The 23,932-nt window shown below is 64.9% G+C and carries 21 protein-coding genes; 9 read left to right on the top strand and 12 right to left on the bottom strand.

The window, feature by feature from the left end:
• Positions 1-75: 75 nt before the first annotated feature.
• From AC1RGE_RS25750 to AC1RGE_RS25770, 5 genes are all read left to right on the top strand, one after another.
• Complete coding sequence (locus AC1RGE_RS25750; RefSeq protein WP_011058610.1) at positions 76-858, top strand: MetQ/NlpA family ABC transporter substrate-binding protein; 783 nt, start codon at positions 76-78, stop codon at positions 856-858.
• Between the two features lie 471 nt (positions 859-1,329).
• Complete coding sequence (locus AC1RGE_RS25755; protein ID WP_011058611.1) at positions 1,330-1,995, top strand: amino acid ABC transporter permease; 666 nt, start codon at positions 1,330-1,332, stop codon at positions 1,993-1,995.
• Positions 1,976-2,635, top strand: a complete 660-nt coding sequence (locus AC1RGE_RS25760; RefSeq protein ID WP_011058612.1) for an amino acid ABC transporter permease — start codon at positions 1,976-1,978, stop codon at positions 2,633-2,635. Before AC1RGE_RS25755 ends, AC1RGE_RS25760 begins: the two co-directional genes overlap by 20 nt.
• Complete coding sequence (locus AC1RGE_RS25765; protein WP_011058613.1) at positions 2,632-3,414, top strand: amino acid ABC transporter ATP-binding protein; 783 nt, start codon at positions 2,632-2,634, stop codon at positions 3,412-3,414. The genes AC1RGE_RS25760 and AC1RGE_RS25765 overlap by 4 nt, the downstream gene beginning before the upstream one ends.
• Positions 3,411-4,295 carry a transporter substrate-binding domain-containing protein gene (locus tag AC1RGE_RS25770; protein WP_011058614.1) on the top strand — a complete coding sequence of 295 codons (885 nt, stop codon included), beginning with the start codon at positions 3,411-3,413 and terminating at the stop codon, positions 4,293-4,295. Before AC1RGE_RS25765 ends, AC1RGE_RS25770 begins: the two co-directional genes overlap by 4 nt.
• Positions 4,296-4,518: 223 nt before the next feature.
• Here AC1RGE_RS25770 and AC1RGE_RS25775 read toward each other — a convergent pair whose 3' ends face one another.
• Positions 4,519-5,715, bottom strand: a complete 1,197-nt coding sequence (locus tag AC1RGE_RS25775; RefSeq protein WP_011058615.1) for an AAA family ATPase — start codon at positions 5,713-5,715, stop codon at positions 4,519-4,521.
• Positions 5,716-5,989: 274 nt separating this feature from the next.
• Here AC1RGE_RS25775 and AC1RGE_RS25780 point away from each other — a divergent pair, with 274 nt between their 5' ends.
• Genes AC1RGE_RS25780 through AC1RGE_RS25790 form a run of 3 tightly spaced genes read left to right on the top strand, consistent with a single transcriptional unit; the run spans position 5,990 to position 11,234 of the window.
• A complete protein-coding gene (locus AC1RGE_RS25780; protein ID WP_011058616.1) occupies positions 5,990-7,084 on the top strand; it encodes an efflux RND transporter periplasmic adaptor subunit in 1,095 nt (364 codons plus the stop codon).
• On the top strand, positions 7,081-8,151 hold the full coding sequence (locus AC1RGE_RS25785; protein WP_210692854.1) for an efflux RND transporter periplasmic adaptor subunit: 1,071 nt from the start codon (positions 7,081-7,083) through the stop codon (positions 8,149-8,151). The genes AC1RGE_RS25780 and AC1RGE_RS25785 overlap by 4 nt, the downstream gene beginning before the upstream one ends.
• The gene (locus AC1RGE_RS25790) at positions 8,148-11,234 is read left to right on the top strand and encodes an efflux RND transporter permease subunit (RefSeq protein ID WP_011058618.1); all 3,087 of its coding nucleotides are present in this window, start codon (positions 8,148-8,150) and stop codon (positions 11,232-11,234) included. The genes AC1RGE_RS25785 and AC1RGE_RS25790 overlap by 4 nt, the downstream gene beginning before the upstream one ends.
• A gap of 174 nt (positions 11,235-11,408) precedes the next feature.
• Here AC1RGE_RS25790 and AC1RGE_RS25795 read toward each other — a convergent pair whose 3' ends face one another.
• The 11 genes from AC1RGE_RS25795 to AC1RGE_RS25845 all read right to left on the bottom strand — a co-directional run bounded on the left by AC1RGE_RS25795 (position 11,409) and on the right by AC1RGE_RS25845 (position 22,807).
• A complete protein-coding gene (locus tag AC1RGE_RS25795) occupies positions 11,409-12,035 on the bottom strand; it encodes a class I SAM-dependent methyltransferase (protein ID WP_492585234.1) in 627 nt (208 codons plus the stop codon).
• Between the two features lie 152 nt (positions 12,036-12,187).
• On the bottom strand, positions 12,188-12,832 hold the full coding sequence (locus AC1RGE_RS25800) for a methionine ABC transporter permease (protein ID WP_011058620.1): 645 nt from the start codon (positions 12,830-12,832) through the stop codon (positions 12,188-12,190).
• Complete coding sequence (locus tag AC1RGE_RS25805; protein ID WP_492585236.1) at positions 12,822-13,946, bottom strand: methionine ABC transporter ATP-binding protein; 1,125 nt, start codon at positions 13,944-13,946, stop codon at positions 12,822-12,824. Before AC1RGE_RS25805 ends, AC1RGE_RS25800 begins: the two co-directional genes overlap by 11 nt.
• A gap of 1 nt (position 13,947) precedes the next feature.
• Positions 13,948-14,757: a MetQ/NlpA family ABC transporter substrate-binding protein gene (locus tag AC1RGE_RS25810; RefSeq protein ID WP_011058622.1), complete on the bottom strand. Its 810-nt coding sequence runs from the start codon at positions 14,755-14,757 to the stop codon at positions 13,948-13,950.
• Positions 14,758-14,869: 112 nt separating this feature from the next.
• Positions 14,870-16,237 carry an LLM class flavin-dependent oxidoreductase gene (locus AC1RGE_RS25815; RefSeq protein ID WP_492585238.1) on the bottom strand — a complete coding sequence of 456 codons (1,368 nt, stop codon included), beginning with the start codon at positions 16,235-16,237 and terminating at the stop codon, positions 14,870-14,872.
• Complete coding sequence (locus tag AC1RGE_RS25820; RefSeq protein WP_492585240.1) at positions 16,237-17,436, bottom strand: SfnB family sulfur acquisition oxidoreductase; 1,200 nt, start codon at positions 17,434-17,436, stop codon at positions 16,237-16,239. The genes AC1RGE_RS25815 and AC1RGE_RS25820 overlap by 1 nt, the downstream gene beginning before the upstream one ends.
• A gap of 39 nt (positions 17,437-17,475) precedes the next feature.
• On the bottom strand, positions 17,476-18,717 hold the full coding sequence (locus AC1RGE_RS25825) for an SfnB family sulfur acquisition oxidoreductase (protein ID WP_011058625.1): 1,242 nt from the start codon (positions 18,715-18,717) through the stop codon (positions 17,476-17,478).
• Positions 18,718-19,203: 486 nt separating this feature from the next.
• Entirely contained in the window at positions 19,204-19,965 is a 762-nt protein-coding gene (tcyN, locus tag AC1RGE_RS25830; RefSeq protein WP_011058626.1) for an L-cystine ABC transporter ATP-binding protein TcyN, read from the bottom strand.
• Positions 19,966-19,969: 4 nt separating this feature from the next.
• Complete coding sequence (tcyL, locus tag AC1RGE_RS25835; RefSeq protein ID WP_011058627.1) at positions 19,970-20,635, bottom strand: cystine ABC transporter permease; 666 nt, start codon at positions 20,633-20,635, stop codon at positions 19,970-19,972.
• Positions 20,635-21,432, bottom strand: coding sequence for a cystine ABC transporter substrate-binding protein (tcyJ, locus tag AC1RGE_RS25840; protein ID WP_011058628.1), 798 nt, complete (start codon positions 21,430-21,432; stop codon positions 20,635-20,637). Before tcyJ ends, tcyL begins: the two co-directional genes overlap by 1 nt.
• A gap of 379 nt (positions 21,433-21,811) precedes the next feature.
• On the bottom strand, positions 21,812-22,807 hold the full coding sequence (locus tag AC1RGE_RS25845; protein WP_011058629.1) for a D-cysteine desulfhydrase: 996 nt from the start codon (positions 22,805-22,807) through the stop codon (positions 21,812-21,814).
• A gap of 189 nt (positions 22,808-22,996) precedes the next feature.
• Between AC1RGE_RS25845 and epsC the strand changes: the two genes are divergently transcribed.
• Positions 22,997-23,923, top strand: a complete 927-nt coding sequence (gene epsC / locus AC1RGE_RS25850; protein ID WP_011058630.1) for a serine O-acetyltransferase EpsC — start codon at positions 22,997-22,999, stop codon at positions 23,921-23,923.
• Positions 23,924-23,932 lie beyond the last annotated feature (9 nt).

A 23,932-nucleotide genomic window follows, 5' to 3' on the forward strand; every position in this document is an offset into this window, starting at 1 on the left:
CAGTGGCACTTCACTGGCACCTCAATCAGTTCCCTATTTGAAGCCGTCGTCGACCTCGACACCTAAGGACCTTGCATGAAAAAAGTTCTGTTGTTCACCGCACTGGCGGCAGCCCTGAGCGCAGGTATCGCCCAGGCTGGCGAGAAGCTGGTGGTCGCTGCGACCCCGGTGCCCCACGCCGAGATCCTCGAGCTGATCAAGCCGACCCTGGCCAAGGAAGGCGTGGACCTGGAAATCAAGGTCTTCACCGACTACGTGCAGCCCAACGTGCAGGTCGACCAGAAGCGCCTGGACGCCAACTACTTCCAGACCCTGCCCTACCTGAAAAGCTTCAACGAAGGCAAAGGCACCCACCTGGAAACCGTGATCGGCGTGCACGTCGAACCTTTCGGCGGTTACTCGAAGAAGGTCAAGACCCTGGCCGAGCTGAAAGATGGCGCAACCATCGCCATCCCCAACGAAGGCAGCAACAGTGGCCGCGCCCTGATCCTGCTGCAGAAGGCCGGCCTGATCGAGCTCAAGGACCCGAAGAACGCCGTGGCCACGCCCAAGGACATCGCCAAGAACCCGCACAACTTCAAGTTCAAGGAACTTGAGTCGGCCATGCTGCCGCGGGTCCTGGACCAGGTTGACCTGGACATGATCAACACCAACTACGCTCTGGAAGCCGGCCTGAACCCGGCGAAGGATGCGCTGATCATCGAAGGTTCCGATTCGCCTTATGTGAACTACCTCGTGGCCCGCCCGGACAACAAGGACAGCCCGGCCATCCAGAAGTTGGCCAAGGCCCTGACCAGCCCGGAAGTCAAAGCCTTCATCGAGAAAAAATACAGCGGCGCAGTACTGCCGGCGTTCTGATGAACTAGGCTACTGACGCGACAAACCCCTTCAAGGTTTAAACGCCGACGGCTAGCGCAGCGTCGGCGTTTTTTATTGCGCCCGAAAAAACCGTAGGAGCCGGCGCCTACACAGGGGCGTTTTGGGCGGTGGGCTGGGTGGCCCGGCGCAGGGCCGCCAGCCATTTCATCAGTTCATGGGGGTCCAGGGGTTGCGGGGTCTTTGCATCGGCCATGGTGGTCGTCCTTGAGAGGTGCAGCGTCCAGTGGGGCTGTTCGAGCGCGAAAGAACCCGGCAGGCCCGGCAGAGAAGGTAGTAGCTGGGCGCCAGCCCGGCAAATCCGCGGGTTAGGTTTTTGGGTGATATCAATATGCCTTAACGGTATTTAAATTCTGCTTTTTATAGCTATAAAGTCGCGGCAGCCGGGCGGTTACCCATCGCCCCATGGACTGCACCACCGCCGCTGTATCCCAGCGGCGTCCAGGACTTTCAATGACCCTCGACTACGCCTTTATCCTCAGCACCCTGCCGGCCTTTCTCAAAGCCGTTGGGGTAACCCTGCAGGTCGGCCTGATCGCCATCGGCACTTCCCTGCTGGTGGCCCTGATCAACGCCACGCTCCTGGTATTTCGCACCCCTTACCTGCACCGGCTGATCGGCCTGTACGTGGAACTGGCGCGCAATACACCGCTGCTGATCCAACTGTTCTTCGTCTACTTCGCCTTGCCGGCCCTGGGGATCAAGGTCTCCGGCTTCACCGCGGCGATCATCACCATGACTTTTCTTGGCGGCGCCTACCTCACCGAGGTGCTGCGGGCCGGCGTGGAAGCCGTGCCCCAGGCGCAGCTGGAGTCGGGGCGCTCCATCGGCCTGTCGCAGTGGCAGTTGCTGCGCTACGTGATCCTGCCCCAGGCCGGGATCCTCAGCCTGCCATCGCTGTTCGCCAATTTCATTTTCCTGCTCAAGGAAACCACCGTGGTCTCGGCGGTGGCAGTGCCGGAAATTCTCTACACCACCAAGAGCTACATCGCCCTGTACTACAAGACCTACGAAATGCTCGCGGTGCTGACGCTGATCTGTGTGCTGTTGTTCCTGCCCCTGTCGCTGTTGCTCAGCCGTCTGGAAAGGAGGTTGCAGCATGGCCAGTTCGGGTCTTGAGCTGTTGCTGGTGTCCCTGCCGCAACTGGCCAGGGGCGCTGCGCAGACCTTGTCGATTTCCTTGCTGAGCATTGCCTTCAGCACCCTGGGCGGCGTGCTCTATGGCGTGCTGCGCAGCCTGCAGCGCAAGGTGCTGGACGTGCCGCTGCGGATCTACCTGGAGCTGTTCCGGGCGATTCCGGTGCTGGTCTGGCTGTACCTGCTGTTCTTCGGTTTTCCGATCTTCTTCGGCCTCAGCATTCCCAGCTTCACCTGCGCGGTGCTGGTGCTCTCGCTGTGGGGCGCCAGCGAGGTCGGCGAGGTGGTGCGCGGGGCGCTGCAGTCCCTGCCCCGGGGCCAGCGTGAGGCAGGGCTGTCCATCGGCCTTTCCGGTGCCCAGTTGTACGGCTACGTGTTGCTGCCCCAGGCGCTGAAACGCATGACGCCACCGACCATCAACGTCTACACGCGGATCATCAAGACCAGTTCCCTGGCGGTGCTGATCGGCGTGGTGGACGTGATCAAGGTCGGCCAGCAGATCATCGAGCGCACCTACGAGTCGGTACTGATATACGGCGTGCTGTTTCTGTTTTTCTTCTTTATCTGCTACCCGTTGTCGGCCGCCTCCCGCGTGCTGGAACGGCGCTGGACGCAAGCATGAGCGCATTGATCGAGTTCCAGGGGTTCAACAAGTTCTTCGGCCCGCAGCAGGTGCTCAAGGAGGTTGACCTCTGCGTGGCGGCGGGTGAGGTGATCGTCATCCTCGGCCCCAGCGGCTGCGGCAAGAGCACCCTGTTGCGCTGCCTCAACGGCCTGGAAACCGCCCACAGCGGCCACCTGCGTTTTGCCGGGCGCGAACTGCTGAGCCCCGCCACCGACTGGCGCCAGGTGCGCCAGCAGATCGGCATGGTGTTCCAGAGCTATCACCTGTTTCCCCACATGAACGTGCTGGACAACATCCTCCTGGGGCCGCTCAAGGTACAGAAGCGCGAGCCCCGGGAAGCCCGGGCCCAGGCCGAGGCGCTGCTGGAACGAGTGGGCCTGCTGGACAAGCGCGAGGCCTTTCCCCGGCAGCTTTCCGGCGGCCAGCAGCAACGCATCGCCATCGTCCGTTCGTTGTGCATGAACCCCCAGGTGATGCTGTTCGACGAGGTCACCGCGGCGCTGGACCCGGAGATGGTCAAGGAAGTGCTGCAAGTGATCCAGGGCCTGGCCCGCGACGGCATGACCCTGTTGATCGTCACCCATGAAATGGCCTTCGCCCGGGCCGTGGCCGACCGTGTCGTGTTCATGGACGGCGGGCGCATCGTGGAACAGAACACCCCCGAGGCTTTCTTCACGAACCCGCAGAGCGCACGCGCGCAGCAGTTCCTGGAGAAGTTCTCCTTCGTTGAAGCACTGCCCAAGAAAGCCCCTAAAAAGGAACTGGAGCTCTTATGAAAACTGCCAAGTCTTCGCTGTTGTTACTGCCGCTGTTCGGTCTGGCCCTGCTGGCCGGCTGCGATAAATCCAATGATGCACCCAAGCCTGCGGCCACGGCCGCCAGCGCCGCGCCGGCGGCCGGCTACCTGGACAAGATCAAGGCCCGGGACAAGCTGATCGTCGGTGTATTCACCGACAAGCCGCCGTTCGGTTTCGTCGATGAAACCGGGCGCTACGTGGGCTTCGATACCGACATCGGCCGGCAATTCGCCAAGGACCTGTTGGGGGACGAGAACAAGGTTGAATTCGTCGCCGTGGAGCCGGCCAGCCGTATTCCGTTCCTGCAGAGCGACAAGGTCGACCTGATCCTGGCCAACATGACCGTGACCCCGGAGCGCAAGGAAGCGGTGGAGTTCACCAACCCCAACCTCAAGGTGGCGGTCCAGGCCCTGGTGCCTGAAGGCAGTGCAGTGAAGAGCCTGGATGACCTGGCGAGCCGCACCACCATCGTCACCACCGGCACCACCGCGGACATCTGGCTGACCCAGAACCACCCGGACTGGAAACTGCTCAAGTTCGAGAAGAACACCGAGTCCCTGCAAGCCCTGGCCAACGGTCGCGGTGACGCCTATGCCCAGGACAACCTGATTCTGTTCAGTTGGTCCAAGCAGAACCCGGGCTACCGCGTATTGCCTCAGACCCTGGGCGAACAGGCGCCGATTGCCCCGGCGGTGAAGAAAGGCAACATCGAACTGCGGGACTGGGTGAATGCCGAACTGGCCAAACTGGGCGAAGAGAAATACCTGCTCAAGCTGTATGACCAGTACGTGCGCAAGGAACTGAGCGACGACACCAAGCCCGAGAGCGTGATTGTCGAAGGCGGCAAGTGGCAGGGCTGATCCTGCACGACCTGTAGGAGCTGGCTTGCCAGCGAAGGCGTCCGCGAGGACGGTGCAGGGCTTGAGGGCCTCTTCGCCAGCAAGCTGGCTCCTACAGAGGGTGTATTTTAGGAGCTGGCTTGCCAGCGAAGGCGTCCGTGAGGACGGTGCAGGGCTTGAGGGCCTCTTCGCCAGCAAGCTGGCTCCTACGGGGGGCATGGCAGTCGGGGCCGGCGGGGAGGGGTCAATCGGGCCAGTTCCACGCCGGTTCGTCCAGCATGCGCTGGCCGACGATGCCGGTCTGGCCCAGTTGTTTCTCCAGCACGATGCAGTTGCATTCGGGGTCTTGCTGCAAGGCTGCGATCAGCCGCCGGGCGTGGGACACCACCCACACCTGGCACTGCTGCGAGGCGCGAATGATCAGGCGCGCCAGGGCCGGCAACAGGTCCGGGTGCAGGCTGGTCTCCGGTTCGTTGAGCACCATCAGGGTCGGTGGTCGTGGGGTCAGCAGGGCCGCTACCAGCAACAGGTAGCGCAAGGTGCCGTCGGACAGTTCCGCGGCCGACAACGGTCGCAACAGGCCTTCCTGATAGAACTGCACCCCGAACAGCCCCCCCGGAACGGCATCGATCTCCAGCCGCGACTCCGGGAAGGCATCGCTGATGGTTTCGTGCAATGCCTGCTGATCGCCCACTTCGATGATGGTCTGCAACGCGGCGGCCAGGTCCCGGCCATCGTGGTGCAGCACCGGGGTGCGGGTGCCCAGTTGTGGTCGGCGCGCGGGTGCCTGGCTGTCGGTGCGCAAGTGGTCATAAAAACGCCAGCCACGGATCTGCTCGCGCAGATGCAGGACCTCGGGCGATGAACTCAGGTTGCCCACCCGGTCGAACAGGCTGTCGCCGCTGCTCGTGTGCTGCGCCAGCACCTCCCATTGGCGGCCCGCACGGGCTCGTATCATCGGGCCCTGGCGGTCCACCAGGGCACTGGCCGAGCGGTACAGGGGCCCGCCCCAGATGCTCTCGCGCTTGATCCACGGGTCGAGAGTGAAGCGCGAGGCAATCGGCGAGCTGTGCCCGGGCAACATGAAATGGCCGCTGGAATCCGGCAGCCCCAGGCTGATCGCGTACCCGAAGTCCTCACCGGCAAAGCCCAGTTGCAGGCGTCTGGCGGCCTTGCGTGGCCCGCCCTGGATCGGCACCTCGCCCTGGCTCATGCGTCGGCTGATCTGTTCCGGCCCGGCCCAATACGTCGATTCCAGCCCGCCTTCCTTGGCCAGGGCGTTGACCACGCCGCCCTGGGCGGTCTCCGCCAGCAGGCGCAGGGCGCGGTACAGGTTGGACTTGCCGCTGCCGTTGGCGCCGGTGACCAGGTTCAGCCGACCCAGGGGGATCACCAGTTTGTTGATGGAGCGGTAGTTGGCCACCGCCAGGGTCTTGAGCATGCCGGGTCTCCTGTTGCGTGGTGCGCAGTGTGCCTGATTTGTGGAGACGCAGCTTGCTTGCGGCTGCCCTCGAAACCGACGTTGTGCTTGCCAGGATAGAGCGCGTCGAGGGCCGTTGCGGCTGCTGCGCCCCGGGGCGCCGGCCGGCCAGCGGGAGCAAGCTCCGCGCCACCGAAACCCTCTCTGATGAGACTGGCGTGCAGCGGTTGAACCCTGTTCTAAGCTCACAGTCGTAACGTCACTGGCGAGACAGCATCACGCAAAAGGAGCCTGCATGGCTGCGTTCAATTCGAAGTGGATAGTGGGATTGACCCTGTTGCTGCTGCTTGGCGGCTGCGGGGCGGAAAAGCCCGGGGAAAAGGAGCGCCCGCGGGTGCGCATCCTGGAGGTGCAGAGCAGTGACTTCGCCCCTTCGGTGACCCTGACCGGTGACGTCCAGGCCCGGGTGCAGACCGAACTGTCGTTCCGCGTCGGCGGCAAGATCATCCAGCGCATGGTCGATGTCGGCGATCGGGTTACCGCGCAACAGGTACTGGCCAAGCTCGATCCCAAGGACCTGCAGACCAATGTCGATTCTGCCGCCGCCTCGGTGTTCGCCGAGCAGGCCCGGGTCAAGCAGGCCGGCGCGGCGTTTGTCCGCCAGCAGAAACTCTTGCCCAAGGGCTACACCAGCCAGAGCGAATACGATTCGGCCCAGGCCGCCCTGCGCAGCAGCCAGAGCGCCCTGAGCGCGGCCCAGGCGCAACTGGCCAACGCCCGCGAGCAACTGAGCTACACCGAGCTGGTGGCCGAGGCTCCTGGGGTGATCACCGCGCGCCAGGCCGAGGTCGGCCAGGTGGTGCAGGCCACGGTGCCGATCTTCAGCCTGGCCCGGGATGGCGAGCGCGATGCGGTGTTCAACGTCTACGAGTCGCTGCTGATGCAGCCACCGGGCCAGGAAACCATTCACATCAGCCTGCTGGACAACCCCAAGGTGACCACCACCGGCAAGGTCCGCGAGGTGACACCGGTGGTCTCGGCCCAGAGCGGCACGGTGCAGGTCAAGGTGGTGCTCGATTCGTTGCCGGCGGGCATGGACCTGGGCTCGGTGGTCAGCGCCACCGCCCGGGCCCATGGCAAGGCCAGTGTGGTGCTGCCCTGGTCGGCCCTGACCAAGAATCTCAGCGAGCCTGCCGTGTGGCTGGTGGGCGAGGACGGCAAGACGGCCCTGCACACGGTGAAGGTCGGGCGCTACCTCACCGGCAAGGTGATCATCAGCGACGGCCTCAAGGGCGGCGAGAAAGTGGTGGTGGCGGGTGGGCAGTTGCTGCACCCGGGGATGTTCGTGGAGATCGCCTCGCAAACGAGCGACCAGGGAGCACAGCCATGAAGCGCCTGCTGCCGTTGTTGTGTGCCAGTGCCTTGTTGCTGGGCTGCTCCCGGGAAGAGCCGGCGCCGGAGCCGGTGCGCCCGGTGCTGTCGTTCCGGGTGGCGCCCCAGGCCGAGGAAAGCCTGGGGCGTTTTGCCGGCACCATCCAGGCCCGCTACGAGACCAACCTGGGCTTCCGGGTGCCGGGGCGCATTGCCAACCGCAATGTCGATGTCGGTGCCGAAGTGGGCCCCGGGGACTTGCTGGCCACTCTGGATCCCACCGACCAGCAGAACCAGCTGCGGGCCGCCCAGGGCGACCTGGCCAAGGTCGAGGCGCAGTGGATCAACGCCCAGGCCAATGCCAGGCGCCAGCAGGAACTGTTCGATCGCGGCGTGGGCGCCCAGGCGCAACTGGACATCGCCCAGACCGACCTGAAGACCACCGGTGCCTCCCTGGACCAGGCCAAGGCCTCGGTACGCCAGGCCCGGGACCAGCTCAACTACAGCGAACTGCGCAGCGATCACGGCGGCGTGATCACCGCCTGGAACGCCGAGGCCGGGCAGGTGGTGACCGCCGGCCAGCAAGTGGTGACCCTGGCCCGGCCGGAGATCAAGGAAGCGGTGATCGACCTGCCGGCCAGCCTGGTGGACCAGTTGCCGGCCGGTGTGGAATTCAAGGTCGCGGCACAGCTGGATCCGAGCATCAGCACCACCGCCACGGTGCGTGAGATCGAACCCCAGGCCCAGAGTGCAACCCGTACCCGCCGCGCCCGCCTGACCCTCAAGGACACGCCCGAGGCCTTTCGCCTGGGCACCGCCATCAGCGTGACCCTGAGCTCGGCCATCGAGCCGCGCACCGAGGTGCCGCTGACCGCCCTGCAAGAGGTGCAGGGCAAGACCCGGATCTGGGTCGTCGACCCCCAGAGCCAGACGGTGGCTCCGCGCGAGGTCACGGTGCTCAGCCGCGACAGCGCTTCGGCGTTGATCAGCCAGGGCGTCAAGCCCGGCGAGCGGGTGGTCAGTGCCGGGGTCAACAGCCTCAAGCCGGGGCAGAAAGTCAAAATCGATGAGGACCGCGCACAATGACGCCCGACAGCAAAGGGAGCTTCAACCTGTCCGAGTGGGCGATCAAGCATCAGTCCTTCGTCTGGTACCTGATGTTCGTTGCGCTGCTGATGGGCGTGTTTTCCTACATGAATTTGGGGCGCGAGGAAGACCCCTCCTTCACCATCAAGACCATGGTCATCCAGACCCGCTGGCCCGGTGCGACCCAGGAAGAAACCCTGAAGCAGGTCACCGACCGCATCGAGAAGAAACTCGAAGAGCTGGACTCGCTGGACTACGTGAAAAGCTACACCCGCCCCGGCGAATCGACGGTTTTCGTCTACCTGCGCGACACCACCAGTGCCAAGGACATTCCCGAGATCTGGTACCAGGTGCGCAAGAAGATCAACGACATCCGCGGCGACTTTCCCCAGGGCCTGCAGGGCCCGGGGTTCAACGATGAGTTCGGCGATGTGTTCGGCTCGATCTACGCCTTCACCGCCGATGGCCTGAGCATGCGCCAGCTGCGCGACTACGTGGAGCAGGTACGGGCGCAGATCCGCGAAGTGCCGAACCTGGGCAAGGTGGAGATGGTCGGCGAGCAGGACGAAGTCATTTACCTGAACTTCTCCACCCGCAAGCTGGCGGCCCTGGGCATCGACCAGCGCCAGGTCCTGCAGAGCCTGCAATCGCAGAACGCGGTGACCCCGGCCGGGGTGATCGAGGCTGGGCCGGAGCGCATCTCGGTGCGCACGTCCGGGCAGTTCGCCTCGGAGAAGGACCTGGCCACGGTCAACCTGCGGCTCAACGACCGCTTCTACCGGCTGGCGGACATCGCCGAGATCAGCCGCGGCTATGTCGACCCTTCCACGCCGCTGTTCCGCTTCAATGGCAAGCCGGCCATCGGCCTGGCGATCGCCATGAAGAAGGGCGGCAACATCCAGGACTTCGGCAAGGCCTTGCACGCCCGCATGGACCAGCTCACCGCCGACCTGCCGGTGGGCGTCGGGGTGCACAAGGTTTCCGACCAGGCCGAGGTGGTGGAAGAGGCAGTGGGCGGTTTCACCAGTGCCCTGTTCGAGGCGGTGATCATCGTGCTGGTGGTGAGTTTCATCAGCCTCGGGGTCCGCGCCGGGCTGGTGGTGGCCTGCTCGATTCCGCTGGTGCTGGCCATGGTCTTCGTGTTCATGGAGTACAGCGGCATCACCATGCAGCGGATCTCCCTGGGGGCGCTGATCATCGCCCTGGGGCTGCTGGTGGATGACGCGATGATCACCGTGGAAATGATGGTCACGCGGCTGGAGAAGGGCGAGAGCAAGGAGCAGGCAGCGACCTTCGCCTACACCTCCACCGCCTTTCCCATGCTCACCGGGACCCTGGTGACCGTGGCCGGCTTCGTGCCCATCGGCCTCAACGCCAGTTCTGCCGGTGAGTACACCTTTACCCTGTTCGCGGTGATCGCGGTGGCCATGCTGGTGTCGTGGATAGTCGCGGTACTGTTTGCCCCGGTGATCGGCATCCACATCCTCAGCACCAACGTCAAACCCCATTCCGATGAGCCGGGGCGTATCGGACGGGCCTTCAACGGTGGCCTGCTGTGGGCCATGCGCAACCGCTGGTGGGCCATCGGCATCACCGTGCTGCTGTTCGTGGCTTCGGTGTTCTGCATGCGTTTCGTGCAGAACCAGTTCTTCCCGTCATCGGACCGGCCGGAGATCCTCGTTGACCTCAACCTGCCGCAGAACGCTTCGATCAACGAGACCCGCCAGGCCGTGGACCGCCTGGAGGCCACCCTCAAGGACGACCCGGATATCGAGCGCTGGAGCACCTACATCGGCGAGGGCGCGATCCGTTTCTACCTGCCCCTGGACCAGCAACTGCAGAACCCCTACTACGCCCAGCTGGTGATCGTCAGCAAGGGCCTGGAGCAGCGCACGGCCCTGACCCAGCGCTTGCAGAAACGCCTGCGGGAAGATTTCGTCGGCATCGGCAGCTATGTGCAGGCCCTGGAAATGGGCCCGCCGGTGGGGCGGCCGATTCAGTACCGGGTCAGTGGCAAGGACATCGACCAGGTGCGCAAGCACGCCATCGAACTGGCCACCGAGCTGGACAAGAACCCGCACATTGGCGAGATCATCTATGACTGGAACGAGCCCGGCAAAGTGCTGCGCATCGACATCGCCCAGGACAAGGCGCGGCAACTGGGGCTGTCCTCCGAAGACGTGGCGCAGTTGATGAACAGCATCGTCAGCGGCTCCACCGTGACCCAGGTGCATGACGACATCTACCTGATCAACGTGGTTGGTCGCGCCGACGACAACGAGCGCGGCTCCCCGGAAACCCTGCAGAACCTGCAGATCGTCACCCCCAACGGCACTTCGATCCCGTTGCTGGCGTTCGCCAGCGTGCGCTACGAGCTGGAGCAGCCGCTGGTGTGGCGTCGCGACCGCAAGCCGACCATCACCATCAAGGCCGCGGTGCGCGATGCGATCCAGCCAACCGACCTGGTCAAGCAACTGAAGCCGGACATCGACCATTTCGCCGCGCAACTGCCCGCCGGCTATTCGGTGGCCACCGGCGGCACCGTGGAGGAAAGCGGCAAGGCCCAGGGGCCGATCGCCAAGGTGGTGCCGCTGATGCTGTTCCTCATGGCGACCTTCCTGATGATCCAGCTGCACAGCGTGCAGAAGCTGTTCCTGGTGGCCAGCGTGGCGCCCCTGGGGCTGATCGGCGTGGTCCTGGCCCTGGTGCCCACGGGCACGCCCATGGGCTTTGTGGCGATCCTCGGGATCCTGGCGCTGATCGGCATCATCATCCGCAACTCGGTGATCCTGGTGACCCAGATCGACGAATACGAGCGTGAGGGCTATCACCCTTGGGACGCGGTGCTGGAAGCCACCCACCATCGACGGCGGCCGATCCTGCTGACCGCGGCGGCGGCCAGCCTGGGGATGATCCCGATTGCCCGGGAAGTGTTCTGGGGGCCGATGGCCTACGCCATGATCGGCGGCATCATCGTTGCCACCTTGCTCACCCTGCTGTTCCTCCCGGCGCTGTACGTGGCCTGGTACAAGATCAAGGAACCGAGCAAGGACACCGAGCGCACCCGGCCCACGGCCTCGTAGGCGCTGGCTATTTCCGTAGGGGCTGGCTTGCCAGCGAAGAGGCCCGAGAGGCGGGCGCCTGATCTGAAATCGCCTTCGCCGGCAAGCCGGCTCCTACGGGGTATGCGGCGTTGCAGAGGGCGTAGGCCCCCCACGGCCTCGTAGGCGCTGGCGAGCCGGCTCCTCGCAGGGGGATCAGGCCTTGCGCCAGACGCTGGCCAGCCACGGTTGCTGTTCCCGGGGCAGGCCGGCGGGGCGGTAGTAGTGTTCCAGCTCGACGAACCCGGCATCCGTCAGCAACGCCTGCCAGGCCGCCAGGTCGTGGTAGGCACCATAGCGCGGGCCGTTCCAGCCTTCCTGGTTGTCACCCCGGGGATTGGAGCTGAACAGTACGCCACCGTCCTTGAGGCTGGCATGCAGTTGCTTGAGCACCCGCGGCAGTTCCTGGCGGGGAATGTGGAACAGCACCGCGTTGGCGAAGATCCCGTCGAAGCGTTCAGCCGGCAGGTCGAGCTTGAGGAAGTCCTGCTGCCAGACCTCGCAGCCGCTGTCTTCCCGGGCCATCTGGGCGAAGCGCTCGCAGCCGTCGAGGCCGACGGCGACATGGCCCAGGAGGGTAAAGGCCTGCAGGTCGCGGCCGGGGCCGCAGCCAAAATCCAGCACGGTGAATGGCGCCGGGCCCTGGATATGCCGCAGCAGCGCGTCGATGTTCTGGCTCACATCGTGGTCGCGGGTGCCTTCGCGAAAACCTTCGGCCACCTGGTTGTAGTGGCCGAGGGTGGTGGCGGTGATGCTGTCGAGATCGTCGGGGGCGAGTTTCATGGCGGGCTGCGTGGGTAGAAGGGAGGCAGCAAATATACCTCCAATGGCGACCTGGCGGCCTGTTCGCGAGCGAGCTCGCTCCTACGGGATGATCACGGTCCTTGGTAGGAGCGAGCTTGCTCGCGAAGGCGTCCGAACGGACACCACAGCCCTCAGCGCTTGTTCAGCACCCGCGCCAGACGGTCGCCACCCAGCTGGATCGCCGCTACCAGAATCACCAGCAGCACGATCACCGTGAGCATGATCTGGCTGTCGAACCGCTGATAACCGTAGCGGTAGGCAATGTCCCCCAGGCCGCCCGCGCCAATCGCCCCGGCCATGGCCGAGGAGTTGATCATGGTCACCAGGGTGATGGTGAAGCCGCCGACGATGCCCGGCAGCGCTTCGGGCAGCAGCACGTGCCAGACGATATGCCAGCGCCGGCAACCCATGGCCTGTGCGGCCTCGATCAGGCCGTGGTCGACCTCACGCAGGCTGACTTCGGCGATCCGCGCAAAGAACGGCGTGGCGGCGATGGTCAGCGGCACCACGGCGGCCCACACGCCGTAGGTGGTGCCGACGATCAGCCGGGTAAAGGGGATCAGCGCCACCATCAGGATCAGGAACGGGATCGAGCGGAACAGGTTCACAAAGGCCCCCAGCGCCCGGTTCAGGTTCGGCGCCTCGTAGATCCCGCCCTTGCCGCTGGTGACCAGGATCACCGCCAGGGGAATCCCCGCCAGGAGGGCAATCAGCGAGGACACGCCGACCATCAGCAGGGTGTCGAGAATGCCCTGCAACAAGCGATCAAACCACATAGCCCAGTACCTCCACCTGTTGTGCCCATTGCCCGGCGCGCTGGCGCAGTTGCGCAGCCTCCAGGGACGAGCCCTGGACTGCCAGCAGCAGTTGCCCCAGGGCGTGGCCCTGGATGCGTTCCACGCCGCCTTGCAGCAGGCGTACGCGGCCGCCCAGGGCGCCGAACAGCGCCGCCAGGTCCGGTTCCTCATGGCTGCTGCCGGTGAAGCGCAGGCTCAGCACCAGCGCCGCATCGGAAGACGTCGGATGGCTTTGCAGGCGGTTCTGCAGTTCTTCCGGCAGGCCGTGCTGCAGGGGCGCCAGCAGGGTCTTGCTGACCTCGTGCTGCGGGTTGCCGAAGACTTCCCAGACCGGCCCCTGCTCGACGATGCGCCCGTGCTCCAGTACCACCACCCGGTCGCAGATATCGCGGATCACCGCCATCTCGTGGGTGATCAGGATAATGGTCAGTCCCAGGCGCTGGTTGATCTCTTTCAGCAGGCCGAGGATCGACTGGGTGGTTTCCGGGTCCAGGGCCGAAGTGGCCTCGTCGCACAGCAGGATCTCGGGATCGTGGACCAGGGCCCGGGCGATCCCCACCCGCTGCTTCTGGCCGCCGGACAACTGCGCCGGGTAGGCCTGGTGCTTGTCCTTGAGGCCCACCAGTTCCAGCAGCTCGCGGACCTTGCGCTGGCGCTCGGCCTTGGGCACCCCGGCCACCTTCAGCGGCAGCTCGACGTTGTGCCACACGGTCTTGGCCGACATCAGGTTGAAGTGCTGGAAGATCATGCCGATGCGCCGGCGCAGGGCCACCAGGCGGTCTTCGTCGAAGTCGCCGATGTCCACCTGGTCGATCAGCACCCGGCCGCTGCTGGGCTGCTCCAGGCGGTTGATGGTGCGGATCAGCGACGACTTGCCGGCGCCGCTGCGGCCGATGATGCCGAACACCTCGCCGCGCTGGATCGACAGGTCGATATCGTGCAAGGCCTGCACCGGACCCTGCTGGCCCTGGTAGGTCTTGCCCAGGCCGATAAAGCGCACCTGGGCGCGATTCAGTTCGGGGTGCAGCTCGGTCTGCCCGGCGCGCCGGGGCGCCGCTTCCGGCAGCTTGCGCTGTAGCGTCGCGACACTCATCTCAACCTTCCCAACCGGCTTGGTAGAGCTTGCCGTGGGCTTTATCCAGAGCGTCGCGAACGGCAGGCGAGTGCTGGTAGATATCGACGAACTTGATCAGCCGCGGGTCGTTCTTGCTCTTGGGCTGGATCACGAACTGGATCACGTATTCCTTGTGGTCCAGGCCGTCGAACAGCAGCGCCGAGCCGGCATCGAAGGTCTTGGCCAGGCGGATGTAGGCCGGGTAGCCCTGGACCAGGTCAGCGTCGTCATAGGCGCGCACCAGCTGCACGGCTTCGACCTGGAGGATCTTGATCTTCTTCGGGTTGCTGACGATGTCTTCTTCGGTGGCCTTGTAGCCAACGCCCGGCTTGAGGGTGATCAGCCCGGCCTTGGCCAGCAGTTGCAGGCCGCGCCCGCTGTTGATCGGGTCGTTGGCGATGGCCACGCTGGCGCCTTGTGGCAGTTCAGCGAAGCTTTTGTATTTTTTCGAGTACAGGCCGACGTTGTTGATGATGCCCGGGGCGAAGGGCACCAGGTCGAAACCGGCGGCGGCCTTGGCGTTTTCCAGGAACGGGATGTGCTGGAAGTAGTTCACGTCGATGTCACCGGCGGCGAGGCTGACGTTGGGCGCGATCCAGTCGGTGAACTCCACCAGCTCGACTTTCAGGCCCTGCTTGCCGGCCTCTTCCACGGCGGCCTCCAGGGGAATGGCGAAGGCGGCGGTGGTGCCGACCTTGAGCGGCGCGTCGGCGGCGAAGACGGCGCTGCTGAACAGGCCGAGGGCGAGGGCCAGGGCTTTGAGCGGGTGGCGCAGGCGTTTGGTTTTCATAGGGGTCAGGGTCCGAGTCGGGGCCAGGAAATGGGGTGTGGTTGCGGGCCTCTTCGCTGGCTAGCCAGCGCCTACAGTGAGGTGTGCAGGAGCCGGCTTGCCGGCGAAGCGTTTAGCGGCGGTAGGCCGCGCCGGTGTGTTGTTCGGGCAGCTTGCGGCCCTGGCGGAAGAGCTTTTCCCGCAGGGTGCCGTCGTCGTAGGCGGTCTTGTAGGAGCCGCGGCGCTGCAGTTCGGGGATGACCAGGTCGATGAAGTCGACGTAGCTTTCCGGGGTGACGATGCGGGTCAGGTTGAAGCCGTCCAGGCCGGTTTCGGCGATCCAGGATTCCAGGTCGTCGGCCACCTGCTGCGGCGAGCCGACCACGGTGAAGTAGCGGCCGCCCAGGGCGTGCTGGTCCAGCAGCTTGCGTCGGGTCCAGTCGTTGTTCTGCAGGTTCTTGGTGGCCGACTGGATGGCATTGCTCTTCACGTACTGGATCGGCTCGTCGATCTCGTACTGGGAAAAATCGATCCCGGTGGACGCGGAAAAATGCGCCACGCCGGCTTCGGCGCTGGCATGGCTGCGGTATTCGGCGTGTTTCTTCCAGGCCAGTTCCTCGGTCTCGCCGACTATCACGTTGAGGCCCATGAACACCTTGATGTCTCCGGGATTGCGCCCGGCGGCCACGGCGCTGGCGCGGACCTTGTCCACCTGGGCCTTGGTCGCGGCCTTGTTCTGCCCGCTGATGAACACGCACTCGGCGTGGCGCCCGGCGAACAGCAGGCCGCGGTCGGAGCTGCCGGCCTGGAACAGCACCGGGGTGCGTTGCGGCGACGGCTCGCACAGGTGGTAGCCACTGACCTGGTAGAACTCGCCCTGGTGCTCGACCTTGTGCACCTTGCCCGGCTGGGCGTAGATGCGCTGTTCGCGGTCGTTAAGGACCGCGTCGTCCTCCCAACTGCCTTCCCAGAGTTTGTACAGCACCTCCAGGTACTCGTCGGCCTGGTCGTAGCGGCGGTCGTGCTCGATCTGCTCCTTGAGCCCCATGGCCTGGGCGGCGCTGTCCAGGTAGCCGGTGACAATGTTCCAGCCGACCCGGCCACGGCTCAGGTGGTCGAGGGTGGAAAGGCGCCGGGCGAACAGGTAGGGCGCCTCGTAGGTGAGGTTGGCGGTGAGGCCGAACCCCAGGTTCTTGGTAACCGCGGCCATGGACGAGACCAGCAGCAGCGGGTCGTTGACCGGCAGTTGGATCGACTCCTTGAGGGGCACGTCCACCGAGTTCTGGTAGACGTCGTAGACCCCGACGATGTCGGCGATGAACAGCCCGTCGAACAGCCCGCGCTCCAGCAACTGGGCCAGCTCGGTCCAGTACTCGAGGGTCTTGTACTGGGTCGAGTTGTCCCGCGGGTGGGTCCACAGGCCGTGGTTGATGTGCCCGACGCAGTTCATGTTGAAGGCGTTGAGCAGGATCTTCTTCTTGGTGGTTTGTGGCGCGGCCATCAGATGGTCCCCCGCAGTGGCGGGTTCTGCTGGTTCAGGTAGTAGTTGCCCACCGCGTGGTACTTCCAGCGCACCGGGTCGTGCAGGGTGTGTACCCGGGCATTGCGCCAGTGGCGGTCCAGGCCGTGCTCGGCCAGGGTTGCCTGGCTGCCCGCCAGTTCGAACAGGGTGCTGCCGGCGGCCAGGGAGATTTCCGTGCTCAGGGCGCGGACCTCGGCCACGGCGATGGACGCGGCGGCCACGGTGTCGGCGGTGGTGTCGGCCTGGGCCCGGTCGAGGAATTCCCCGGCGCGTTCCAGCAGGGCCTCGGTGGCGTGCAGGCGGATGCTCAGGTGGCCGAAGCTCTTGATGGTCAGCGGGTCTTCGGTGGCCTTGTCGTTGCCGGAGTCGATCCACGGCCGGGTCTTGGTGCGCACAAAGCGCAGGGCGTCTTCATAGGCGGCGCGGGCGATGCCGGTGTCGATGGCGGCGTGGAGGATCTGCGCCAGCGGGCCGACTGGGGTCGGGCGCTCGAAGGCGCTCTGGAACGGCACCACGTCGGCCTCGTCCACCCACACGTTGTCGAATTGCACCGAGCCGCTGCCGGTGGTGCGCTGGCCGAAGCCGCTCCAGTCGTCGATCACGTCCAGGCCCTGGGCGTCGGCGGGGACGAAGGCCAGTTGCTGCACGCCGTGTTCATCCACCACCGAGGTGGGGATGCGCTGGGCGTAGAGGGCGCCGGTGGCGTAGAACTTGCGCCCGTCGATGCGGTAGCCCGGGCCGTTGCTGTCGCGGCTCAGGCGGGTGGTGCGGTCGTGGGCGGTCTTGGTGCCCAGCTCGGCCAGGGCGTTGCCGAAACGCCGGCCGGCCAGGACTTCGGCATACAGCCGCTGCTTCTGCGGCTCGCTGCCATTCACCCGCAGCACTTCCAGGGCGTAGAAGTGGTTCTGCGGGATCTGCCCCAGGGAGGCGTCGGCCTCGGCGATCAGGGCGATGACCTTGGCCAGGGTGACGTTGGAAACCCCGGCGCCGCCGTATTCCTTGGGCACGCTGATGCCCCACAGGCCGGAGCGGGAAAAGGCTTCCAGCTCGGGGTGCGGCAGGCGCCGCTCGCGGTCGCGCAGGGCGCTGTCGCGCTTGAAATCTTCCGCCAGGTCGCTGGCGACAATCAGGGCTTGCTCATCGCTGGTAATGACCGCGACGTGTTGGGAAAGAGACATGTGTTTCTCCAGAGATCTGGTCAAAAGCGTTCTGGGCGGTTAAATCCAGGAGTGCCGGGCAGGCAAGGTGCCGTTCAGGTGATAGGTGCCCACGGCGTGGTACTTCCAGCGCACCGGGTCGTGCAGGGTGTGCACCCGGGCGTTGCGCCAGTGACGGTCGAGGTTGAATTCGGCGAGGGTGGCGCGGCTGCCAGCCAGCTCGAAGAGCTTTTCACTGGCCAGCAGCGAGATCTCGGTGGTCAGCACCTTGGCTTCGGCCACGGCGATGGAGGCGCGGGCCGCGGACTCGGCAGTGATCGGCGCCGCGCTGACCTGGTCCAGCACCTGCCCGGCCTTGCGCAGCAGGGCTTCGGCGGCGTGCAGTTCGATCTGCAGCTTGCCGATGTCGGCGATCACATACAGGTCATCGCTGGCCCGCTCGACGTTGGCATCGATCCACGGGCGTGCTCGTTCACGAACGAAACGGATGGCGTCGGCCACGGCTTCCCGGGCGATGCCGGCGTCAATGGCGGCCTGGATCAGCTGGGATACCGCGCCCTGGATATTCGGTGTTTCGTTGATCCGCCAGTTGTCCAGCACCAGCTCGGCGTCCACCCGCACATCGTTGAGCAGGATGGTGCCGCTGGCGGTGGTGCGCTGGCCGAAGCCCGACCAGTCGTCGACGATGCGCAGCCCCGGGGTGCCACGACGGACGAAGGCCAGCACCTGGCGGCCTTCCTCGTTGAGTGCCTTGACCGCCACCCAGTGGGCGAACAGGGCGCCGGTGGAGTAGAACTTCTGGCCATTGATCACGTGGCCGTCGGCGTCGGCGGTGATCCGTGCCTTGAGTTCCAGGGTGTTCTTGGTGCCGCGTTCCGGGCCGGCATTGCCGATGCGCCAGCCTTCCAGGACGCTCTGCAGCAGCTGTTTCTTCTGCCGCTCGGTGCCGCAGCCGAGAATCAGGCCGAGGATGCCGAACTGGTTCTGCGGGATCTGCCCCAGGGCCGGGTCGGCCGCGGAAATGATGGCGAAGACTTCGGCCAGGGTGACGAAGGAAACCTGTGGCCCGCCGTAGGCGCGGGGCACGGAAATACTGCCCAGGCCGCTGCGGGTGAATTGTTCGATCTGCGCCCAGGGCAGCTTGCGCTGGCGGTCGCGCTGGGCGGCCTGCTGGCGGGCCGCGTCGGCCAATTCATGGGCAGCCTGAAGGGCTTCGGCGTCGTTGCGCAGAACCCGAGCGGGCAGCAAAAGGGGAGCGATATCCAGGTCACTCTGGACCTGGGCTTCGATCAGACTGGACATCAGTGCCACTCCTTGGCTGCACGCAATGCCCTGGCGATCTGCACTGGGGTGATTGTGTTCCGGACCATACCTACCTCACATCTTTTGGATAGGCCGCGTCATGCGGCGAAATCAGAATCAAGAATGTCCGGTGGTCCGGTGCATATACCCTATGCGCGTATAAAAATTAAATAAACTAACTTTTAGGAATATGAATAGAAGGGTTGAATCGAAGCCCGCAGGCGTTATGGATCAAGGCCTTAGCGTGCTTCCACGGCTGTGGTTCTAGCGACGAATGTCCCCCAAAACCACCCCGTGCCTGCATGTAGGAGCTGGCTTGCCAGCGAATGCGTCCGCGAGGGCGGTGCAAGGCTCGAGGGCCTTTTCGCCGGCAAGCCGGCTCCTACGGGGGAGGGGGCGTGATCTGCTGTAGGAGCTGGCTTGCCAGCGAAGGCGTCCGCGAGGGCGATGCAAGGCTTGAGGGCCTCTTCGCCGGCAAGCCGGCTCCTACAAGGGGGCGTGGCTTGCGCCGAGGAACTTGCTGAGAAACTGTCGGGTGCGTTCGTGCTGGGGGTTGGCGAACAGCGCCTTGGCTTCGCCCTGTTCGACGATCACCCCCTTGTCGAAGAAGATCACCCGGTTGGCCACGTCCCGGGCAAAGCCCATCTCGTGGGTGACGATGACCATGGTGCGTTTCTCTTCGGCCAGGCTGCGGATGGTGGCCAGTACTTCGCCCACCAGCTCCGGGTCCAGGGCCGAGGTGGGTTCGTCGAACAGGATCACCCGCGGTTCCATGGCCAGGGCCCGGGCAATCGCTACCCGCTGTTGCTGGCCGCCGGACAGGCGCCTGGGGTAGGCATCTTCCTTACCTGCAAGCCCGACCTTGGCCAGCAGCGCGCGACCCAGGGCGACGGCTTGCTCCCGCGGGGTCTTCTTGACCACCAGCGGGCCTTCGATGACGTTCTCCAGTGCGGTGCGGTGGGGGAACAGGTTGAAGTTCTGGAATACGAAGCCCACTTGCTGGCGCAACTGGCGGATCCGGCCCTGCTGATGGCTCAGGGGGATGCTGCTGTCGATGCTGATGTCACCGATGCGGATGCGGCCGCTGGTGGGTTCTTCGAGAAAATTCAGGCAGCGCAGGAAGGTGGTCTTGCCCGAGCCGCTGGGGCCGATGATGGCGACCACTTCGCCTTCCTTGACCTCCAGGTCGATGCCATTGAGCACCGTCTGGCCCTTGAACTGCTTGGTCAGTTTTTCCACCACGATCATGGCTTCAGGACTCCTGGTCGTGCCGATTGACCCGCTCTTCAAGCCGGTTCTGCAGGTGCGCGAGCACGCTGGCGAGAATCCAGTAGATCAGGGCGGCGGCAAGATACATGGTGAAGATTTCGAAGGTGCGGGCGGTGATCAGCTGCGCCTGGCGGAACAGTTCAGGCACCTGGATGGTGGCGGCCAGGGCCGTGTCCTTGACCAGGGAAATGAAGCTGTTGCCCAGCGGCGGCAGGGCCGTGCGCATGGCTTGGGGCAGGATCGCCCGGCGCAGGGTCTGCGCGCGGGTCATGCCGATGCTGGCGGCGGCTTCCCATTGGCCACGTTCGATGGAGCCGATGGCAGCCCTGAGGATTTCACAGGCATAGGCCGCCATGTTCAGGGAGAAACCGATCAGTGCCGCGGGCAGCGGGTCCAGTTCCAGCCCCAGTTGCGGCAGGCCGTAATAGATCACGAAGAGCTGCACCAAGAGCGGCGTGCCGCGAAAGAACGACACGTAGATGCGGGCGATCCAGCTCACCAGGGCCAGGTGTGACAGGCGCATCAAGGCCAGGCCAAAGCCCAGCAGCAGCCCGAAGAACATGCCGCCGAGGCTGAGGATGACCGTGTAGTACGCGCCTTTGAGAAGAAATGGCGCTGATTCCAGCGCCAGTTGCAGGCCTGCTTCCATTATTGGGTGACGTCAGCGTTGAAGTATTTTTCCGAGAGTTTTTTCAACGTGCCGTCCGCCCGCAGTTCCTCGATGGCCTTGTTCACCGCCGCCAGCAGCTCAGGTTCGCCCTTGCGCAGGGCCACGCCGGCTTCCTGGCGGGAGAAGGGTTCGCCGGATACCACCAGGGTGTCCTTGGTTTTCTTGATCAGCTCGAAGGCCGCCAGGCGGTCCACCAGGATGGCTTCGATACGGCCTACGCGCAGGTCCTGGTACTTGGTCGGATCGTCGTCGTAGGTCTTGATGATGGCGGTGGGCACGTTGTCCTTGAGCCACTGCTCGTAGTTGGTGCCCAGGCCCACGCCGACCTTGTGCCCACCCAGGTCGGCGGCGGTCTTGAACTTGCCTTCGTCCTTCTTCTGGGTCAGGGCCTGGATGCCGGAGACGGTATAGGGGATGGAGAAATCGTACTTTTTCTTGCGCTCTTCAGAGATGGTCACCTGGTTCACCACGGCGTCCAGGCGCTTGGACTCCAGGGCGGCGAGAATGCCGTCCCACTTGGTCGGCTGCAGCTTGACCTTGACCCCGAGCTTGTTCGCCAGGGCTTCGGAGAATTCCACCTCGAAGCCGGTCAGCTTGCCGTTTTCGTCCACATAGCTGAACGGTGGGTAGGTGCCTTCCAGGCCGACGTTGATGACTCCGGCATCCTTGATTTTCTGCAGTTGCTCGCCGGCAACCGCTTGCCCCATCAGTCCGGCACCCAAGGCCAGGCCCAGTGTGCCAATCAGCAGATTGCGACGCAGTACGGAAAAATTCATGACAAGCCCCTGTGTGTTTTCTTATGCACGATGCGGGTGGAGTTGCAGGTCAATCGGTGAGGCGCGAACTGTGCTTTATCCTGCCTTAAATGCGCGTGGCGCGTCTCGTGGCAATTGGGCCTGCGGCGCGACTATAAGACGGCATTTATAGGTTTAAAAATAATATAAATTTACTTTGTTATTCCTTTTTGTTTGGTTCTCCTCGCACCATCCTTCCGTAGGAGCTGGCTTGCCAGAAAAGGCGGCATCGAGGGCGATGCAAGGCTCGTGGGCCTCTTTGCCGGCAAGCCGGCTCCTACAAAGAACTCCATTGCCCTGACCCCGCAGGAGCTGGCTTGCCAGAGAAGGCGGCATCGAGGGCGATGCAAGGCTTGCGCTGCTACGAGAAGGCGCCGGCGTAGGCGAACAGGGCCGGGGCGCCGCCGGTGTGCAGGAAAATCAGCGGGCCATCGTCGAAGCGCTGGCGACCGACCCCGTCCAGCAGGCCGGCCATGGCCTTGCCGGTGTACACCGGGTCCAGCAACAGGCCTTCCTGGCTGGCCAGCAGCTTGACCGCCGCCAGGGTGCCGGCATTGGGTTCGCCGTAACGGGGGGCGAAGTACTCGTCCCACAACTGCACGTTGAAAGCGTCGGGCAGCTTCACTCCCAGCAGTTCGGCGGTGCGTTCGGCCAGGCCCTGGACCTTGGGCCGCTGGTCTTCTTCGCTGCGCGACACGGTGACCCCGATCACCGGCAGTTGCGGCAGCACTTCGCTCAAGGCCAGGGCCAGGCCGCTGTGGGTGCCGGCGCTGCCGGAGGCCAGGACCACGGCGGCAAATTCCAGGCCGCTGTCTTCGATCTGCTGCGCCAGCTCCAGGCCGGCGCGCACGTAGCCCAGGGCCCCCAGGGCGTTGGAGCCGCCGATGGGCACCAGGTAGGGTTTCTTGCCGTTGCTGCGCAGGCGCGCGGCCAGGGCGTGCAGTTGCTCGTCGGCCTGGTCGAGGTTTTCCACCAGCTCCACCTTGGCGTCGAACAGGTCCAGCAGCAGGCGGTTGCCATTGCCCAGGTAGTTGGGGTCTTGGGTGCCGGTGGGGTTTTCCAGCAGGGCCACGCAGCCCAGCCCCAACTTGGCAGCCAGGGCTGCGGTCTGGCGCACATGGTTGGACTGGATGGCACCGGCGGTGATCAGGGTGTCGGCGCCCTGGGCCAGGGCATCGGCGGCCAGGTATTCGAGCTTGCGCAGCTTGTTGCCGCCCATGGCCAGGGGTGTGCTGTCGTCACGCTTGACGTAGACATCGCGACCGATCCAGGCCGACAGGCGTTCGAGTTTTTCCAGGGCGGTGGTAGACCTGAGCAGGTCGAGACGGTTAAAGCGGGCGAGCTGTTGTTTGATCATGGGGCCGCACGGAACAGGGAAGGTGCAAGGACTATAGGCAGCCCTTTTTGCCCGGGCAACCGCCAATCGCTTATGCGAAAAAGTGCTTGAAGCCAGACAATTAGTTCTTAAGCGCCGCCGTCGCCGGGCGTAAAGTGATCGCCGTTTGCGCGGCCCGATTGTCCGGCCGCCCGAGTAAGGAGTCTTATCGTGAGCGAGCGTTCCAGCCATTGGCAATTGCAGACCATCGTTGGCCAACTGCGTGATGCCCGTGACCAGTGGCGTACCCGCAACGGTCGGGTCAGCGGCGAGCAGGGCGGGCGTGAGCTGCCGTCGCGGGCGGCCATGGCGGAAATCCTCGAGGCCCTGTGCGGTGCCCTGTTTCCCATGCGCCTGGGGCCGGTGGACCTGCGCGAAGAGAGCGAGGATTTCTACGTGGGCCACACCCTGGACGCGGCGCTCAACGCTTTGCTGGCCCAGGCGCGCCTGGAGCTGCGCTATGTGGCCCGGCAGAGCGGCGAGGCCGATGCCGAAGTCAACGCCCGGGCGATCCGCCTGATCCAGGATTTCGCCCTGGCCCTGCCCGGCCTGCGGGTGCTGCTGGACACCGATGTGCTGGCGGCCTATCACGGCGACCCTGCGGCCCGCAGCGTGGATGAGGTGCTGCTGTGCTACCCCGGCATCCTGGCGGTGATTCACCACCGCCTGGCGCACCATCTGTATCGCGCCGGCCTGCCGCTGCTGGCGCGGATCAGCTCGGAAATCGCCCACTCGGCCACCGGCATCGACATCCACCCGGGTGCGCAGATCGGCCGCAGCTTCTTCATCGACCACGGTACCGGCGTGGTGATTGGCGAGACCGCGATCATCGGCGAGCGGGTGCGCATCTATCAGGCGGTGACCCTGGGCGCCAAGCGCTTCCCGGCGGACGAGGACGGCCAGTTGCAGAAGGGCCACCCGCGCCACCCGATCGTCGAGGACGACGTGGTGATCTACGCCGGCGCGACCATCCTGGGGCGCATCACCATCGGCAAGGGCTCGACCATTGGCGGCAACGTCTGGCTGACCCGCAGCGTGCCGGCCGGCTGCAACCTGACCCAGGCCAACCTGCAGCACGACGACGGCTCGCAGAAGTAGGCGCTGGCT

This window comes from Pseudomonas sp. GW823-FHT02C05 (assembly GCF_058797595.1).